The following is a 15,130-nucleotide window of genomic DNA, read 5'->3' on the forward strand; positions in this document are numbered from 1 at the left end:
TCCTGGGGCTGTGGTCGACCTCTGTGGTCGGCCACAGCCCTTATTACTGAGCGGCGGTGAGCACCGCGCGGTCGGCGGGCCTGAGGGTGGTACCGACGGCTGGCAGGGTGAAGGTGAAGCGGGAGCCGCCGATGGGGTTGTCGGTGGCAGTGATAGTGCCACCGTGCCGTTCGACGATGCGCTTGCAGATGGCCAGCCCCAGGCCGGTGCCCGCGTAGTCGGCGGTGTGGTGGGCGCGGTGGAAGTTGTCGAAGATGGCGTCGTGTTGGCCGGTGGGGATGCCGATTCCGTTGTCGGTCAAGGTCACTCGGACAGTGTCGCCCCGGCGCGTTGAGGCCAGGTGCAGCCGAGGGGTGATCCCGGGGGCGGTGTACTTGATCGCGTTGCCGATGAGGTTGTCCAGGAGTTGGCGCACCAGCACCAAGTCTGCGTGCACCGGCTCCAGCGGCTCTACATAGAACTCGGGCACCGCTGCGTCAGTCGCTAGAGCTGTGTCGATGCGCGTGGCGGTGATGTCGTCCACCAGGGCAGTCATGTCTACCGCCACCGGTGCCACGACAGCGTCCCGCGCGGTCGTGTACGCCAACAGGTCGCTGATCAGCCCGCGCATCCGGGTCGCCGCGCGCGTAACGCGACCGAGCCCGGCTTGCGCGCGATCCAGCGCTGGGTGAGCGGGTACGGCATCTAGCGACTCACTGGCTGCGTCAGTCCAACCCTGTACCACTGTCAGCGGGCTCAAGAGGTCGTGCGCCACTACTCCGGCGAAGGTGGCCAACTCGTCGCGGTGACGACGCTCGGCGGTGACGTCGTGGAACAGAACGACAGCGCTACCGTGCCCGTGGCCGTCAGGGAGCGCGGTCGCGTTGACGCTGATGATCCGTCCGCCCGGCACACCGTCGTTGCGCACCAAGATGTCCATCTCGTGCACGTCGTGGCCTGCCAGCACCCGCGCGTAAGGCGTGTCCTCGGTGGCCATAGGTGTCCCGTCGAGGTGGAACAGTCCATAGTGCTCACTGTCCCGCACGGTGTCATCGGGGCTGATGCGCCCACCGATCAGCCGCGTCGCCGCCGGGTTGCGCAGGGTGACCCGCCCGTCGGCGTCCACCACGGTGAGCCCGTCGCCCATGGAGTCGATGATCGCGGCCATCAGCTCGGCCCGGCGCGTCGCCTCCTGCTGGCTGGCCGCCAGCTCCCGCAGCAGCGCGACCCGCTCGTCGCGGCCGAGGGCCAGGGCGAGCCCGACCACGGCCACCAGGGTGATGAACAGCTGGACGATCAACGCCTTGGCCGCGTGCGAGCCGACCGAGGCGAACGGCCCCTCGCCCTGCAGCGTGGAGACCACCGCGATCGTGCCGACCGCGAAGTTGTGCACGACCACGAACGCCGTGGGCAGCCGGTTGGCCGCCCACACGGTCAGCGTGATGAGCGAGAACGCCAGCGGCAGCGTGTGGTTGATCGCGAACACCACGAGGTAGGCGGTCATCGACCCGGCCGCGATCGCGAGGTACTCGCCGATCCGCCACGGGGACGTCCGCGCGAGCCGGGACCTGGCCGCCGCTACCCAGCCGGGCGCGCTGACGGCCCGGCCGACGAACAGCCCGAGGGCGCCGACGAGCAGGACGCCCGCCGTGTTGCGGGCGAGCCACACCGCGGCGGCCATCCACGAGTAGTGCCCGGTGATGATCCACAGCGCGGTCGGGCCGACGGCGACGCCGCTGAGGGTGGCCAGCGCGGCGGCGCCGAGCAGCCCCCACAGGTCACGCGGGCCGACGGTCGAGCGCCGTGTCCACAGGTCCGGGTTCCAGCGGGCGAGGACGGCGACGAACACCCCGGCCTGGATGAGGTTGGCGGCGACGGCGACCACGGCGAGCCCGAGACTGGCGCCGGTGGACATGTTGACCGCGATGGTGACGGCGGCGAGCACCGAGGCGTCCACCCACAGGGTCCTGGCGCCGCGCTGCACGCAGAACCACACCACCGCGACCCCGGCGGCGGGCCAGACCATGCTCAGGTTGGTGCTGTCCATCACCGTCAGCCGCCCCGCGACGGACGCCACGAGGTACAGCACGGCGAACAGGGCCGTGCGCGCCAGTGAGGTGCCCACCATCATGCGCGGGTCATCGGCGCGCGCTGGTCACTGCTGAGCGCTTTCCCCGCACGGGTGATGGCCGAAATGCTCGATCACGCTCGGTTGACACGCTCGGTAAGGTCAGGAAAACCCTTTTCCGGCCGGGGTGGGAAAGGGGTCGCAGTACCCTATCCGGACGGTATCACCGCAGGTGAGGCGGGTGGAAATGGATCAACTCGGCTCTTTCGGCCGAACCGGGACGACGGTGGCGGAATTCAGCGCCCCCTTTCTGGAACACGCCTGGTGCGACTCCGCGCCGACCGCCATCACCACACTGGGGGACGCCGTTCTGACCCTCGAACGCTGCGGCACCGTCCGTCGCGACGGCATCCCGGTCTCGACGCTGGACCGCCCCTCGGGCTTCCTGCACCAGGTAGGGCCAACGGTCGTTGCAGGCGGACGCAGCGGCACCCTGTTCGACGCCCTCACCGGCCGTCCGCTCTACCGACATCGGTCAGCCCTCACGAGTGCGGCCACGTTCACCGATCACATCGCGATCGGCACCAGCACCGGCGAGGCGGTGGTACTCACCGCCAGTAGCTTCCAGCCCGTCACCACGGTCACCCCGCCTGGAAGCCCACTCATAGACCTGGCTGTGGCCAACGGTGTGGTTCTCACGCTAACGGCGGACGGCAGTGTCACCTGGTGGGACATGACCACCGGCGAACGGTTGGGCCATAAGCATGATGTGCACGCCAACGCCTGCATTGCCCTGCCGGACAACCGTTTCGCAACCGTCGGCACCGAACTACGCTTCTGGACCGAGTCGGAGGCGACAACAGTCCAGAGCCCCCATGTCCTCACCACGCTCGCGGTGACGACCGACGGCATGTTCATCGCCACCGGTTCCCCCACCGGTCCGCTGGCCCTGTACGACCTACCCACCCGCGATTGGCTCACCACACCCATCACCGGTGTCGCGGCCCTACACAGATCCGCCGACCTCTTCATCGCCTGCACCACCGACGGCCGGTTACACGAGATCTCGCCCCATGCCCTGCTCGACGGGGTTGTGCCGCGCTCGGCACCGAGCTAGACACGTCCCATGACAGCAGGTGAACACCCCCTTCCGCAGGTCACGGACCGGCAGGCGTGGCAGGCGAGAATCGACGAACTGCGGGTCGGGGAGAAGGCCCACACCAGGGCCGGGGACGCGCTGGCCGCCGAACGCCGTCGACTGCCGATGGTCGAGGTCGACCCGGCGACCCAGCTGACCGGCGCCCACGGCCCGGTACCGTTGATCGACGTCTTCGACGGCCGGTCCAAGCTGGTGGCGTACTTCCACATGTGGCACACGGGCAAGCCCGCGGCGGACCAGTGCGAGGGGTGCACCTTCTCCACCACCCACATCACCGAGCTGTCTTACCTGCACTCGCGCGACGTCAGCTACGCGACCTTCTGCCAGGGGCAGTACGAGGAGAGTTCGCGCTACCGCGACTTCATGGGCTGGACCGTCCCCTGGTACTCCGTGCCACCGGAGTCAGTGGACCGGCTGGTCGCGGACCGGCACTTCGGCATCCTGGTCAGCTACCTGCGCGACGACGACAAGGTCTACGAGACCTACTGGACCACCGGCCGCGGCAACGAACCGATGTCCCCGTCGTACGGCCTGCTGGACCTGACCGTCCACGGCAGGCAGGAACTGTGGGAGGACTCGCCCGAGGGCTGGCCGCAGCGGTGGGGATCGCGGGGTGGCCAGTTCCAGCAGGACGGGCGCCCGACCGCCCAGTGGTCCCGGATCAAGGCAGGCCGCGACGACGACCTCGGTACGTGAACGCCGAAGGGGGGTGACCCGGTGCCGGATCACCCCCGTGTCGACTAGTGCGCCAACGCCTCCTGCTCGTAAGGCGTCTTCTCGCCCGCCTCGACCGGGAACGGCAGCCGGTTGCCCTCTGGCGGCAACGGGCACGTGGCGTAGGCCGTGAACGCGCACGGCAGGTTCACCGCGCGGTTGAAGTCCAACACCACCGCTCCGTCGGCGTCAGCGTCGCCTACCTCCAGCGACCGGTTCGCCGCGTAGGTGGTCACGCCGCTGGTGGCGTCGGTGAACAAGACGCTGAAGCCGCCCTTCTTCCCGTTGAACGCGGTCAGTGTGTGCTCGACCCCGCCCACCGTGAACCGGATGACCCCCGGCGCGGTGTAGACGTGCGTCAAGCCCGCCACCACCGCGCCCACCGTCGTCGGCCGGGGCTCGTCGAAGGGCTCGAACACCCCGCGCACCACCCAGCGCTCGTCCGGCTCGTAGGCGGGCACGCCGCGGAAGCCCGCCAGCACCTCCGCCGCCGGGTCGTGCACCCGGATCAGGTACCCGCCGCGCCGGGCGATCTCCACCTCGACGTCCCCGGCCCGCACCCGCGTCCCCGGGCCGCTGAGCACCAGGTCGAACCGCGTGACCTCGGTGAGCGTCGTGCCGTCGTGGCTCAGGTCGCCGCCCGCCGGGTCGACGTAGGCCGCGTCGTCGTCCTGCCACCACAGGCCGGGCAGGCCCTGGTAGGCGGTCGGCTGCTCGGTCAGCCAGTCCAGCGACACCAGCGCCAGCCACCCGACCGGGTCGACCAGGTTCCGCTCCCGCTCGGCCTTCCACGCCTGCCACTGCCCGGCGAACTCGTCGGTGCTCATCCCGCCCGTCCCTTCCCTGGCTGGTAGATCTACGTCACCAGCCAATAGCCCCGGCGGGGGAGCCGCTATTCCGGCTCCCACATGCCGGGAGATCAGAACCGGGGCACGGCCACGGCGGTGTAGGTGGTCGTGGGCGTCGGCGGCGTCGAGAAGCGCGCGTTGACCGCGTAGAGGCGGTCCCCGTAGGCCGCGACGGTGGTGGCGACGTCGAACCGGTGATCGGTCAGCCGCCGCTCGAGGACCCCGGCCGACCCGTCCGGCCGCAGCCCGACCTTGGCGATCCGGTTGCTGCCGTTCTCGACCACGTACAGGTCACGCCCGAGCCGCAGCAGCCCATCGTTGCCGACCACGCTCTCCCCGCCGAGATCGACCGCCTTGGCCACCCCGGTCGCCGGATCGACCCGGAACAGCTTGCCCGACGAGGTGTGCCCGACGATCAGCGCCCGCCCGTCCGGCGTGCTCGCGATCCCGTTGGCGTTGAACGAGTTCGGCGTGTTCACCCACTCCCCACCCAACGGCACGGTCACCGCGGCGGCGGGCAACGTCCCGTCGCGCCCCAGTGGGACCTTGTACAGCTGCCCCAGGAACGAGTCCGTCACCCACACCGCGTCCCTGGTGACCACGACGTCGTTGAGGAACCCGCCCGCCACCTTGTACTTGGCCAGCACCACCCCGTCCCTGGTGTCCACCACCCTGATCTCACCGCTGCTCCCACCCGCCACGAACAACCGGTGCCGCCCCGACTCGACCTTCAACCCCACCGCCGACCCCCCGACCGGCGCGCTCAACTGCCGCCCCACCCCCGTCCGCAGATCGACCTGCCGCACCCGCCCATCCGCCAACGACCCGAAGTACCCCACCGGCCACTCCCCGACCGCGATCCCCTCCGGCCGGAACCCGTCCGGCAACCGCAACTCCTCCGGCCACCCCCGATCCCCACTCCCACTGGCCGGAACAGCCCCACCCCCCACCGCGAGAACCACCAAGACCCCCACCACAACCCGCATCCACCTCGTCATCCCCCAGACTCTGCCCCGCCACCCACCCCACCCCAGACCACCACCCGGGTGACGCCATCCCCAGAACACGGCTTCGCGCCGGTCGAGATGATCGCGAACGCAGCTACTGCACAGTCACCGTCTGCCATCATCCTGAGGTGAGTGCAACCCCACCGAAGATGATTTCCATGACCGCAACAGTGCGTTCTGCTTACGGTGCGTCAGCGGAGGACCCCGTAGTCGACGGGTACCCTAATTTCCACTACCTCACTGCGGCGGTCGACGGGACCCGGATCCCGATGTCCAGCGGGATCAACCTGACCAGGATGGTGGCCTCTTCGGACGGGGTCCGCCGTCCTGTGCTCGTGCTGCGCTCCAGCCCGTGGAAGGCCGGGCAGGAAAGCAATCCCTGGCACGACATCTACGACCTCGACAACGGCTACGTCCGGTACTTCGGTGACCACAAGATCGACGACGGCATGCCGTTGGGGCGCAGCAGGGGCAACGCCGCCTTACTCGACGCCTGGCCTGCCCACCGGGGCGGGACCCAGCAGGAACGCCTTGCTGCGCCGCCGATCCTGTTGTTCCGCTCCATCACGGTGAACGGTGTCGTGAAGGGCTACATGCAGTTCTGCGTGTCGCCATCATGGAGCGCCTCGAGCACGTGATCCAACGTGACCCGGTGACGGGGAGGAGCTTCGCCAACTTCGTCTTCGACCTCGCGGTGCTCAGTCTGGCCGAAGACGGTGAGCAGGTGGACTGCCGGTGGTTGGACGATCGCCGTGACCCCGACCTGACCGGTGCGCAGACCCTGCGGTTCGCGCCGAGGGCGTGGCAGGAGTGGATCAAGCTCGGGGATCCGGTGCTGACCAGGATCCGCCGTCGAGTGGCCGCGAGCCGGGTGCGCACGGCGGGTGAGCAGCGCCCGGTTCCCGGCTCGTCCGAAGACCGGTTGCTGGAGAAGATCTACCGCCAATTCGACGGCAACAAGGTCCAGTTCGAACTCCTCGCTTCCCGCGTCGCCGGTGCCGTGTTCCGGAATCGGGGTGGCGGGTACGCAGAGGGTTGGCTGACCCGCGGATCGGGAGACGGTGGGGCCGACTTCGTGGGCCGTCTGGACATCGGGACCGGCGGCGCGATGGTTCGATTGGTCGTGCTGGGCCAGGCCAAGTGCGTCGCGCCGACCAGTTCCATCAGCGCCGAGCAGATCGCCCGCGTCGTGGCCCGATTACGCCGCGGTTGGATCGGTGTGTTCGTGACCACCGGCGCTTACAGCCGCGCGGCCCAGTTGGAGATCATCGAGGACCAGTACCCGATTCTCCTGATCGACGGCCGCCACCTCGCCGAGGAGGTTCGGCGGCTGTCGTTCGAGAGCCATGGGGGAGACGTCGACGCGCTGCTCGCGGCGATCACCACGGGCTATCCGGCTGCGGTGAGTGCTCGCCGCCCCAAAGAAGTCCTGAACTTGTGACAGGTGCTGCCCTGACCCGGGGGGCATCGAGCCCACTGACGTCAGCAGCCCGGATCCCCGAACTCCCACTCCACGTCGTCAGTGTCGACCACTGTGACGTCAGCGCGGGTCTGGCATAGCTGCCGATCACCCGTCTCGATGGGGAAGCAGGCCCCGTTGGAGTGCGGAGACCACCGCGGCCGTGCGGTCGTTGACGTTGAGTTTGGCGAAGGCGCGGAGCAGGTGTGTTTTCACCGTCGCCTCCGTGATGTGCAGGCGGCGGCCGATGTCCGGGTTGGACAGTCCATCCGCGACCGCGAGTAGTACATCCACCTCGCGCGGGCTGAGGGTGATGCGGCGGCGGGTGATGAGGCGGGTGGCGATGGTGGGGGCGAGGGTGGTCTCGCCGCGGGCGGCGGCGCGGACGGCGGCGGTGAGTTGGTCTCGGCCCGCGTCCTTCAGGAGGTAGCCGAGGGCACCGGCGGCGATGGCGCGTTCGATGTCGTTGTCGGTGTCGTAGGTGGTGAGCATGAGGACCCGGGTGGCCGGGTGTTCGGCGACGATCCGGCGGGTGGCGGCGACCCCGTCGAGCACCGGCATGCGCAGGTCGAGCACCGCGACGTGCGGCCGGAGCCGGGCGATGAGGGCGAGTGCGTCGTCGCCGTCGGCCGCTTCGCCGACGACGTCGAGGTCGGGGGCGGTGCCGAGCAGGGCGACGACGCCCGCGCGCATGGCGGGGTGGTCGTCGGCGACGACGACGCGCACGGTCATGTGTCCTCCGGGATCTCGGCCAGGACCCTGGTCCCGTCGCCTGGTGAGCTGGTCACGGTGAGGTCGCCGCCGAGTTCGGCGAGCCGCTGCCGCATGCCGGTGATGCCGAACCCCCGCGCGTCGCCGACCGTGAACCCGCGGCCGTCGTCGGTGACCTCCAGTTCGACGCCGTCCGCCCGCGCCGCGAGTACCACCGTGACCGTCGAGGCGGCGGCGTGCTTGCGGACGTTGGCCAGCGACTCCTGCGCGCACCGCAACAACGCCCCCCGAACGCGCGCCGCCGGTTCCACCTCGGCCAGGTCCGCGTGCACCACGATGCCGGTGTCCTCGGCGAAGCGCGCCAGCAGGTGCCCCACCGCGCCGGTCAGCGACCCCTCGTCGGAGGGCGCCGCCCCCACGAGCACCCGCGCCTCGGCGAGGTTCTCCCGCGCGGTCGCCTCGATCGACGCCAGGTACCGCCCGCGCCGCTGCGGGTCCGCGGCGATCCGCGCCGCCTCGGCCAGCGCGACGATCGAGGCGAACCCCTGGGCCAGCGTGTCGTGGATCTCCCGGGCCAGCCGGTCGCGTTCGCGGACGGCCCCCTCGCGCCGGTGGGCCTCAGCCAGTTCCCGCCTGGTCCGCGCCAGTTCGGCACCGAGCGCCCGGTTGCGCAGCCACCACAGCCCGACCGGCACGGAGATCAAGAAGGCCCCGGCGGCCACCACTGCGTTGCCCGCGCCGTCATCCCGCGCCACCGCCCCGACCACCACCGCCACCGCGGCCGCACCACTGAGCCAGCCCGCGAGCGTCCGCGCGAGGAGCCAGAACTGCGGCAGCGTCAGCACGAACAACGCGGCACCCCCGCCCGGCAGAAACCCCATCGCCCCGAGCGCGGGGATGAGCAGGACGAGGTAGGTCAGCCGGATCGCCCGGTGGTCGGGCAGCAGGGTCACCAGCGCGTACCCGACGCCCATCGCGCCCAGGACGACGACCGACCAGAACCGCCGCGTCCCCGTGTCCCCGAGCACCGCGACCAGGCCGGGGCACAGCCCGAACACCACCCAGACCAGGGCGTACCACCCGCGCATGTCGCTCAGCGTACGGATCTCGGCCACCACACCCGGTCCCCGAGCACCAGCAGCAGCGACGGCAGGACCAGCGTCCGGACCACGAAGGCGTCGACCAGGACGGCCACCGCGAGGCTGAGCCCGGTCTGCTTCACCTCGATCAGGTGCACCCCGACGAACGCGGCGAACACGGTGACCATCACCAGCGCGGCACTGGTGATCACCGACGCCGACCGGCGCATCCCCTCGAACACCGCCCGCCGGGTGGGTACCCCGGCCAGCACCGCCTCGCGGACCCGGCTGATGAAGAAGAACTGGTAGTCCATCGACAGGCCGAACAGGATCACGAACAGGAACAGCGGTACCCGGGAGCCGATCGACCCGGTCGAGGTGAAGTCCAGCAGCCCCTCCGCCCACCGCCCCTGGAACACCCACACCAGCACGCCGATCGCCGCCGCGGCCGAGAGCAGGTTGAGCACCACTCCGATCACGCCCAGCACTACCGACCGGAACGCCACCGCGGTGATGAGCAGCGTCACGAGCAACAATGCGCCGATTACCCAAGGCAGCCGTTCTTGTTGGTGCCGCGGGTAGTCGACATACCGTGCGACGTCACCGCTAACCGCGTACTCGACGCCCTTCATCTGCCCGAGCACGGCCGGGACGTACTGCTCGCGGAGGCGCCGCAGCGAGTCTTGCGCTGCCTGTTCGCTGACGAAGTGCGGCACCGCGAGATCCAAGACCTGGGTGCGGCCATCGGCTGACGTGCGCACTGTGGCCGGTCCGCTGATAGAGGGATCGCGCAGGGCTAGATCCGCGATCGCCTTGGTCGCTTCAGGACCAGCCCCGCGCACTACGACCTGGTGGATCGCCTTCACCTCGGGAAACGTGTCGGTCAACTGGTGGTATGCCTGCACGGCCGCCAGTTCGCGCGGGTGGGTCTCCGGCCCCATGTCCGTGATGCGCATCCCCAGGATCGGCGCGGCCAACGCCAGCAGCACCAGGGTCGCGGCCACCAGTGTGCGGACGGGGTTCCGCTCGATCCCGCGGATCAGCGCCCCGGTGACCTTCCCGGCGGGTACCCGCCTGGCCCGCCGTTCGCTGGTCCTGCCGAGCAGGACGAGCGCCGCGGGCAGGACCGTCATCGAGCTGACCACCGCGACCAGGGTGACCAGGACCGCCCCGGTGGCCAGCGAGGAGAAGATGACGTCGTCGACCAGGTAGAGCGTCGCGCTGGACACCACCACCGCGAGCCCGGACGTCACCACCACCCGCCCGGCCGTCGCCGCGGCCAGGTCGACCAGGGCGACGGCGCAGAGCCGACCACCCGCGCGGGCGCGTTCCTCCCGTTCCCGCTTGAGGTAGAAGAGGCTGTAGTCGACCCCGACCGCCATCCCGATCAGCAGGATGACGTTCGTCCCCACGCCCGCGTCGGGGAACACGTGCGAGGCCACCATCGACAACCCGACCGCGGCGGCGATGGACGACAACGCCAGCAGCACCGGCACCAGCGCCAGCCCGAGCGAGAAGAACACCAGTACCAAGGTCACCAGCGTGACCGGCAGCGTGATCATCTCGACCCGCGCGATGTCCTGCCCGCGCTGCTGCTCGACCGCCCGGCCGATCGACGCGCGCCCGGTCTGCGTCACCACCACCTCGGGACGCGCCCGCTGCACCGCCTCGGTCCGCGCCCGCACCTCACCCGCGGCCCGCGCCGCCTCGCGCTCGTCGACCCCCAGCGTCAGGTCGATCCGCACCGCCCGCCGATCCCGCGACCACACCGGCTCGCCCACGGCCACGACCCCGGGAACCCCCGCCAACCCCTGCGTGACAGCCGTGACCACCCCAGCGTCCACTGGCATCTCAGCGCCCACCGCCCGCCCGGTGATCATCACGTACTCCACCGGCCGCCGCCCGACGCCACCCTCCGCCGCGATCCCTTCGGCCCGCCCCGCCTCCCCGACCCGGTAGTCCGCCGTCACCGCGGGCCTGTTCCCGACCCCCAGCCCGACCCCGAGGCACAGGGCCACCAGCACCACCCAGCCACCGACCACCCACCACGCCCGCCGCGCGCACCACCCAGCGACCCGAACCGAGAAGTTCCCCATGTCCCAAGGCTCGCGCCCCACGACCCCCACGCACCACGCCCGACCCACCGACACCCGTTGTCCCCCAACCGGTGGACACGAGCGTCCTCGTCAGCCGTGGATTCCGATCACCGGCCGACTGCCCCGCCCGTGGAAGCTCTACTGTGGACTGATTGTCGCCGGTGCGCCGGACGTCCTCCACCCGCTGGGAAGCGTTGCCGCCGCGCGGTATTCGAGTTGACCAGCGTGCGGGGTCTGGGAGCATCCTGATCATGACTGACGCCTTCGCGGCCAAGGCCACCTACGGTCAGGTCCTCGCCGTCCCGAGGTTTCGGGTGCTGTTCCTCGGGCGGGTGCTCGGCATCTCGGCGGACACGCTGCGCTCCGTCGCGCTGGCGGTGGTGGTGTTCCGGCGGACGGACTCGCCGTTGTTGGCGGCGGTGGCGTTCACGGTCGGGTTCCTGCCGCAGGTCGTCGGTGGGCTGTTCCTGGGGGCGATGGCGGACCGGTTCCCGCCGCGCGCGCTGATCACCGCGGGCTACGCGCTGCAGTGCGTGGTCGGGCTGGTGCTCGCGTTCGGCAGCCCCTCGGTCGCGGGCAGCCTGGTCCTGGTCGGTGTCGTGGCCTGCCTGGCGCCGGTCACCTCCGGGGCGTTCGGCCGGGTGCTGGCGGAGATCCTCACCGGTGACGCCTACGTGCTCGGCCGGTCCCTGTCCTACCTGGTCGCGGTCGCGGCGCAGCTGATCGGGCTGGCCGCAGGCGGAGCGCTGATCGCGTGGCTGGGGGTGGAGCGGACGATGCTGGTCACCGCCGGGATGCACCTGCTCGCGTCGGTGATCAGCCGCCTGCTCTTGCCGCGCACGGAGACGGCCCGGTCCGGCGGGTCGATCGTGCGTAAGAGTTGGCAGGGCAATGCGGCGCTCGTAGCCGCTCCCGGCGTCGTCCCGCTGATCCTGGCGCAGTGCCTTCCCGCCGCCTACATGGCAGGAGCCGAGAGCCTGCTCATCCCTTACTCCGTGCAGCGCGCTTTCAGCCCGGGGGAGACCGGACTCCTCTTGGCCTCTCTACCGGTAGGCATGCTCGTCGGCGACATAGTGGTCGGTAGAGCCTTCGCGCCAGCAACACGGGAACGCCTGGTCTTACCGCTACTGCTGGTGCTAGGCGCGCCCCCAGTCGCGTTGGCTCTAGTGCTGCCGTACGCGGGTGTCGTCGCGGTGTTCGCGGTCGCGGGCTTCGGGTCGGCCTACCTGCTGGGGCTGCAACGCCGCTTCCTGGAGGCGGTTCCGTCCGACCTCCAGGGGCAGGGCTTCGCGTTGCTCTCGACCGCGACCATGACCGTCCAGGGCATCGGCCCCCTGGTGTTCGGCGCGGCCGCCGAGTTCGTCCACGTCGGCCCGGCGATGGCGCTGACCGGCGTGAGCAGCCTCGTCACCACGGTCCTGCTGCGCCGCGTTCACCGGGGGTAGAGCCTGATCACCTTGCCCTCGATGGTGGCCAGCAGGTACCCGCCGCCGTAGTCGTCGGTGACGTAGAGCTTCAGGGCCGGGACGTGGTCGATGAGGCCGGTGTCGACGATGATGTAGCGCATCGACGGCTTCTCGACGCCCAGTTCCTTGTTGGCCCGCTCCCACAGGGCGGGCAGCGCGTCCCAGTTGACCTTGTTCAGGTCGACCACGGCGCGGTCGTTGTCCACCCCGTCCGGTCCCTTGCGGGTCGCTGTGCCGTTGCGGTACTCGAAGTCGTCGAACCCGTTCTTCACCGCCGCGGTCGGCGCGGTCGCCATCGCGTACTTGCCGTAGATGGTCAGGTCGGACACCTTGGTCCCGCCCATCACCTCGCTGAACGCGCTGACCACCTTGCGCGCGCCCGCCGTGGTGAGCAGCTCGTCCGGCGCCGCCGCGACCGTGGTCGTCGTGGTCGTCCGCGCTGCTTGGCTGGTGCGCTCGGTGGTCTTCTGCCCGATCGTGGTGGTGGCGGTGACCTGCGAGGTTGTCTCCTCCGGTGGCCCCCCGCTGCCCGCCGGGGTGTTGCCGCTGTTCAGGACCTTGATGAGCACCAGCGTGACGGTGAGGACGAGTGCGGCCGCCACCACGCCGACGATGGCGCGGGTGCGCGCGGTCTTGCGGATCGGCTGCGACACCTTGTCCGGCAGCCGGTACGCGGGGTATTGGTGCTGCCACGGACCTGTGGACGGTGCGGACAGGACCGGCCGGGCGGGCGTGGGCGGCCCGTGGGGTCCGGTGGGGATGGGCCTCGGGGGCGTGTGGGGTCCCGGGAGGACTGGGCGGGCCGGGGTGGGCGGCCCGAGCGGCGTCCCCTGCTCGGCCGCGGCCAGCATCCGGTCGAGGACCTCGGCGGCGGGCCGGGCGTTCGGGTCGGGCACGAGTACCGCGCTGAGCACGGGCCCGAGCGCACCCGCGCGCCGCGGCGGCGGGACCGGCTCGGTCATCACCGCGGCCAGGGTCGCCATCGTCGTCGCGCGCCGCATCGGGTGGTAGCCCTCGACGGCCACGTACAGCAGCATCGCCAGCGACCACAGGTCCGACGCGGTCTTCGTCTCGTCACCGAGCAGCCGCTCCGGGGCGATGTACTCCGGCGACCCGATCACCTCGCCGGTCGCGGTGAGCTGCCCGGAGTCGTTGAGCGCGGCGATCCCGAAGTCGGTGAGCACGGCACTGCCGTCCAGGCGCAACAGGACGTTGCCCGGCTTCACGTCCCGGTGCAGCACCCCGGCCGCGTGCGCGGCGCGCAACGCCCCGAGCACACCGCGTCCGATGCGCGCGGCCTCGGCGGGCCCGAGCGTGCCCTCCAACAACCGCGCGTCCAGCGAGGTGCCCCGGACCAGCTCCATGACGATCCACGGGTACGGCGAGTCGTCCGACTCGATGATCTGGTAGATCGAGACCACGTTCGGGTGCTGCAACCGGGCCAGCGCCCGCGACTCCCGCAGCACCCGCTCCCGCTGCTGCGCCGCCAGGGCGGGGTTGTGGTCGAACAACGCGGCGTCCGCGGGTCGCATCTCCTTGATCGCGACCTCGCGCTCCAACCCCACGTCCCTGGCGCGCCAGACAGTGCCCATACCGCCACTGCCCAGCCGCCCCAACAACTCGAACCGGCCACCCACCACGCGCCCGGTCTGCCCTCGCTCCGACACCGCGCACACGCTAGCAACCCCAGCACGCCACCCCGCCGACGCTGGCACATTCACACAGGTGAACGCCCCGATCGCCCTGCGAACCGGGTGCCGATCCGACCACCCAGCGTCACCCCCGGCCTGCGCCCAGGGCGCGGTCGAGGAGTGGGAGCAGACGATCCCAGTGCCGCCGCAGCCCGGCGGGGTCGAAAGCGTCGGTATCGGACATCGTGTAGCCGTGGACGGTGCCCGGGTAGACCTCGGTCGAGTAGCCGACCCCCGTGGCGTCCAGCGCCTGGTCCAGCTCGGCGATGGTCTCCGGCGTCATGTCGTTCTCGGCCAGTCCGAGGTGGACCTGGGCGGTGAGGTCCCGCAGGAGGCGGTGCGGGCTGTCGGGCGCGTCGGTGACCAGGAACCCGGGGTGGAACCCGGCGACCGCCCCCACCAACCCGGGACGCGCCGCCGCCGTGCGCATCGCGAGGGCGGCGCCGACGCAGTACCCGATCACCCCCACCGGCCCGGTGCCGACCTCGGGCAGGGCGCCGAGGAACCCGAGGTAGGCGTCGGCGTCGCGCAGCACCCGCGCGGGCGTGTGCGCCTCGATCAACGGCATCACCCCGGCGATGATCGAGGACCGGACGTCCTCCCCGATGTGCTCCGGGAGTTCCACGACCGGCGCCGGGCCCGTCCGGTAGTAGATGTTGGGGACGAGCACGCAGTACCCGTGCCCGGCCAGCTCCCGCGCCCTGTCCTCCAGGACGGGCCGCACCCCGAAGGCGTCGGTGTAGAGGAGCACCCCCGGGTGCCGCCCGGGCCCTTCGGGAACGGCGACGAAGGCGTCAGCCTCCCCGTCGGCCGTGGGGATCCGCACCGTCCTGGTAGCCATGGGTCTTCCTCT

At 70.8% G+C, this 15,130-nt stretch carries 13 protein-coding genes; 5 read left to right on the forward strand and 8 right to left on the reverse strand.

Annotated features, from left to right (window positions below):
* Positions 1-43 precede the first annotated feature (43 nt).
* Positions 44-2,110, reverse strand: a complete 2,067-nt coding sequence (locus CLV68_RS11945; protein ID WP_121390413.1) for an ATP-binding protein — start codon at positions 2,108-2,110, stop codon at positions 44-46.
* Between the two features lie 178 nt (positions 2,111-2,288).
* On the opposite strand from CLV68_RS11945, the gene CLV68_RS11950 reads away from it, so the two are divergent.
* Together CLV68_RS11950 and CLV68_RS11955 are read left to right on the forward strand one after the other, a co-directional pair.
* Positions 2,289-3,164, forward strand: a complete 876-nt coding sequence (locus CLV68_RS11950; RefSeq protein WP_147459954.1) for a WD40 repeat domain-containing protein — start codon at positions 2,289-2,291, stop codon at positions 3,162-3,164.
* Positions 3,165-3,173: 9 nt separating this feature from the next.
* Positions 3,174-3,902, forward strand: coding sequence for a DUF899 family protein (locus CLV68_RS11955; protein WP_121390415.1), 729 nt, complete (start codon positions 3,174-3,176; stop codon positions 3,900-3,902).
* Between the two features lie 44 nt (positions 3,903-3,946).
* Here CLV68_RS11955 and CLV68_RS11960 read toward each other — a convergent pair whose 3' ends face one another.
* Together CLV68_RS11960 and CLV68_RS11965 are read right to left on the reverse strand one after the other, a co-directional pair.
* Positions 3,947-4,747, reverse strand: coding sequence for a DUF1684 domain-containing protein (locus CLV68_RS11960; RefSeq protein WP_121390416.1), 801 nt, complete (start codon positions 4,745-4,747; stop codon positions 3,947-3,949).
* 92 nt (positions 4,748-4,839) lie between these two features.
* Positions 4,840-5,655, reverse strand: coding sequence for an NHL repeat-containing protein (locus CLV68_RS11965; RefSeq protein ID WP_246009773.1), 816 nt, complete (start codon positions 5,653-5,655; stop codon positions 4,840-4,842).
* 389 nt (positions 5,656-6,044) lie between these two features.
* Between CLV68_RS11965 and CLV68_RS34685 the strand changes: the two genes are divergently transcribed.
* A complete protein-coding gene (locus CLV68_RS34685; protein ID WP_211346473.1) occupies positions 6,045-6,413 on the forward strand; it encodes a hypothetical protein in 369 nt (122 codons plus the stop codon).
* Positions 6,414-6,427: 14 nt separating this feature from the next.
* Entirely contained in the window at positions 6,428-7,216 is a 789-nt protein-coding gene (locus CLV68_RS36065; protein ID WP_483902887.1) for a restriction endonuclease, read from the forward strand.
* 126 nt (positions 7,217-7,342) lie between these two features.
* Here the strand turns inward: CLV68_RS36065 and CLV68_RS11975 are convergent, their stop codons facing one another.
* The 3 genes from CLV68_RS11975 to CLV68_RS11985 are packed head-to-tail and all read right to left on the reverse strand — an operon-like array spanning position 7,343 to position 11,120.
* Positions 7,343-7,966 (reverse strand): response regulator, encoded by a 624-nt coding sequence (locus tag CLV68_RS11975; RefSeq protein WP_121390418.1) that lies wholly within the window; start codon positions 7,964-7,966, stop codon positions 7,343-7,345.
* Positions 7,963-9,033, reverse strand: coding sequence for a sensor histidine kinase (locus CLV68_RS11980; protein WP_121391133.1), 1,071 nt, complete (start codon positions 9,031-9,033; stop codon positions 7,963-7,965). Before CLV68_RS11980 ends, CLV68_RS11975 begins: the two co-directional genes overlap by 4 nt.
* Positions 9,034-9,038: 5 nt before the next feature.
* Positions 9,039-11,120, reverse strand: coding sequence for an MMPL family transporter (locus CLV68_RS11985; protein WP_121390419.1), 2,082 nt, complete (start codon positions 11,118-11,120; stop codon positions 9,039-9,041).
* A 251-nt stretch (positions 11,121-11,371) separates the two neighbouring features.
* Here CLV68_RS11985 and CLV68_RS11990 point away from each other — a divergent pair, with 251 nt between their 5' ends.
* Complete coding sequence (locus tag CLV68_RS11990; RefSeq protein WP_121390420.1) at positions 11,372-12,565, forward strand: MFS transporter; 1,194 nt, start codon at positions 11,372-11,374, stop codon at positions 12,563-12,565.
* Here the strand turns inward: CLV68_RS11990 and CLV68_RS11995 are convergent.
* Together CLV68_RS11995 and CLV68_RS12000 are read right to left on the reverse strand one after the other, a co-directional pair.
* Complete coding sequence (locus tag CLV68_RS11995; protein ID WP_121391134.1) at positions 12,553-14,253, reverse strand: serine/threonine-protein kinase; 1,701 nt, start codon at positions 14,251-14,253, stop codon at positions 12,553-12,555. The two genes, CLV68_RS11990 and CLV68_RS11995, sit on opposite strands and share 13 nt — an antisense overlap.
* Positions 14,254-14,362: 109 nt before the next feature.
* Positions 14,363-15,118 (reverse strand): dienelactone hydrolase family protein, encoded by a 756-nt coding sequence (locus CLV68_RS12000; protein WP_121390421.1) that lies wholly within the window; start codon positions 15,116-15,118, stop codon positions 14,363-14,365.
* Between the last annotated feature and the right edge of the window lie 12 nt (positions 15,119-15,130).

It is taken from the genome of Actinokineospora cianjurensis, assembly GCF_003663795.1.
GTDB lineage: Bacteria > Actinomycetota > Actinomycetes > Mycobacteriales > Pseudonocardiaceae > Actinokineospora > Actinokineospora terrae.

Bases quoted from the DNA above. Each gene is read 5' to 3' on its own strand.
- CLV68_RS11945 (WP_121390413.1), bottom strand. From the start codon at position 2,110: ATGATGGTGGGCACCTCACTGGCGCGCACGGCCCTGTTCGCCGTGCTG.
- CLV68_RS11955 (WP_121390415.1), top strand. From the start codon at position 3,174: ATGACAGCAGGTGAACACCCCCTTCCGCAGGTCACGGACCGGCAGGCG.
- CLV68_RS11960 (WP_121390416.1), bottom strand. From the start codon at position 4,747: ATGAGCACCGACGAGTTCGCCGGGCAGTGGCAGGCGTGGAAGGCCGAG.
- CLV68_RS34685 (WP_211346473.1), top strand. From the start codon at position 6,045: ATGTCCAGCGGGATCAACCTGACCAGGATGGTGGCCTCTTCGGACGGG.
- CLV68_RS11975 (WP_121390418.1), bottom strand. From the start codon at position 7,966: ATGACCGTGCGCGTCGTCGTCGCCGACGACCACCCCGCCATGCGCGCG.
- CLV68_RS11980 (WP_121391133.1), bottom strand. From the start codon at position 9,033: ATGCGCGGGTGGTACGCCCTGGTCTGGGTGGTGTTCGGGCTGTGCCCC.
- CLV68_RS11985 (WP_121390419.1), bottom strand. From the start codon at position 11,120: ATGGGGAACTTCTCGGTTCGGGTCGCTGGGTGGTGCGCGCGGCGGGCG.
- CLV68_RS11990 (WP_121390420.1), top strand. From the start codon at position 11,372: ATGACTGACGCCTTCGCGGCCAAGGCCACCTACGGTCAGGTCCTCGCC.
- CLV68_RS12000 (WP_121390421.1), bottom strand. From the start codon at position 15,118: ATGGCTACCAGGACGGTGCGGATCCCCACGGCCGACGGGGAGGCTGAC.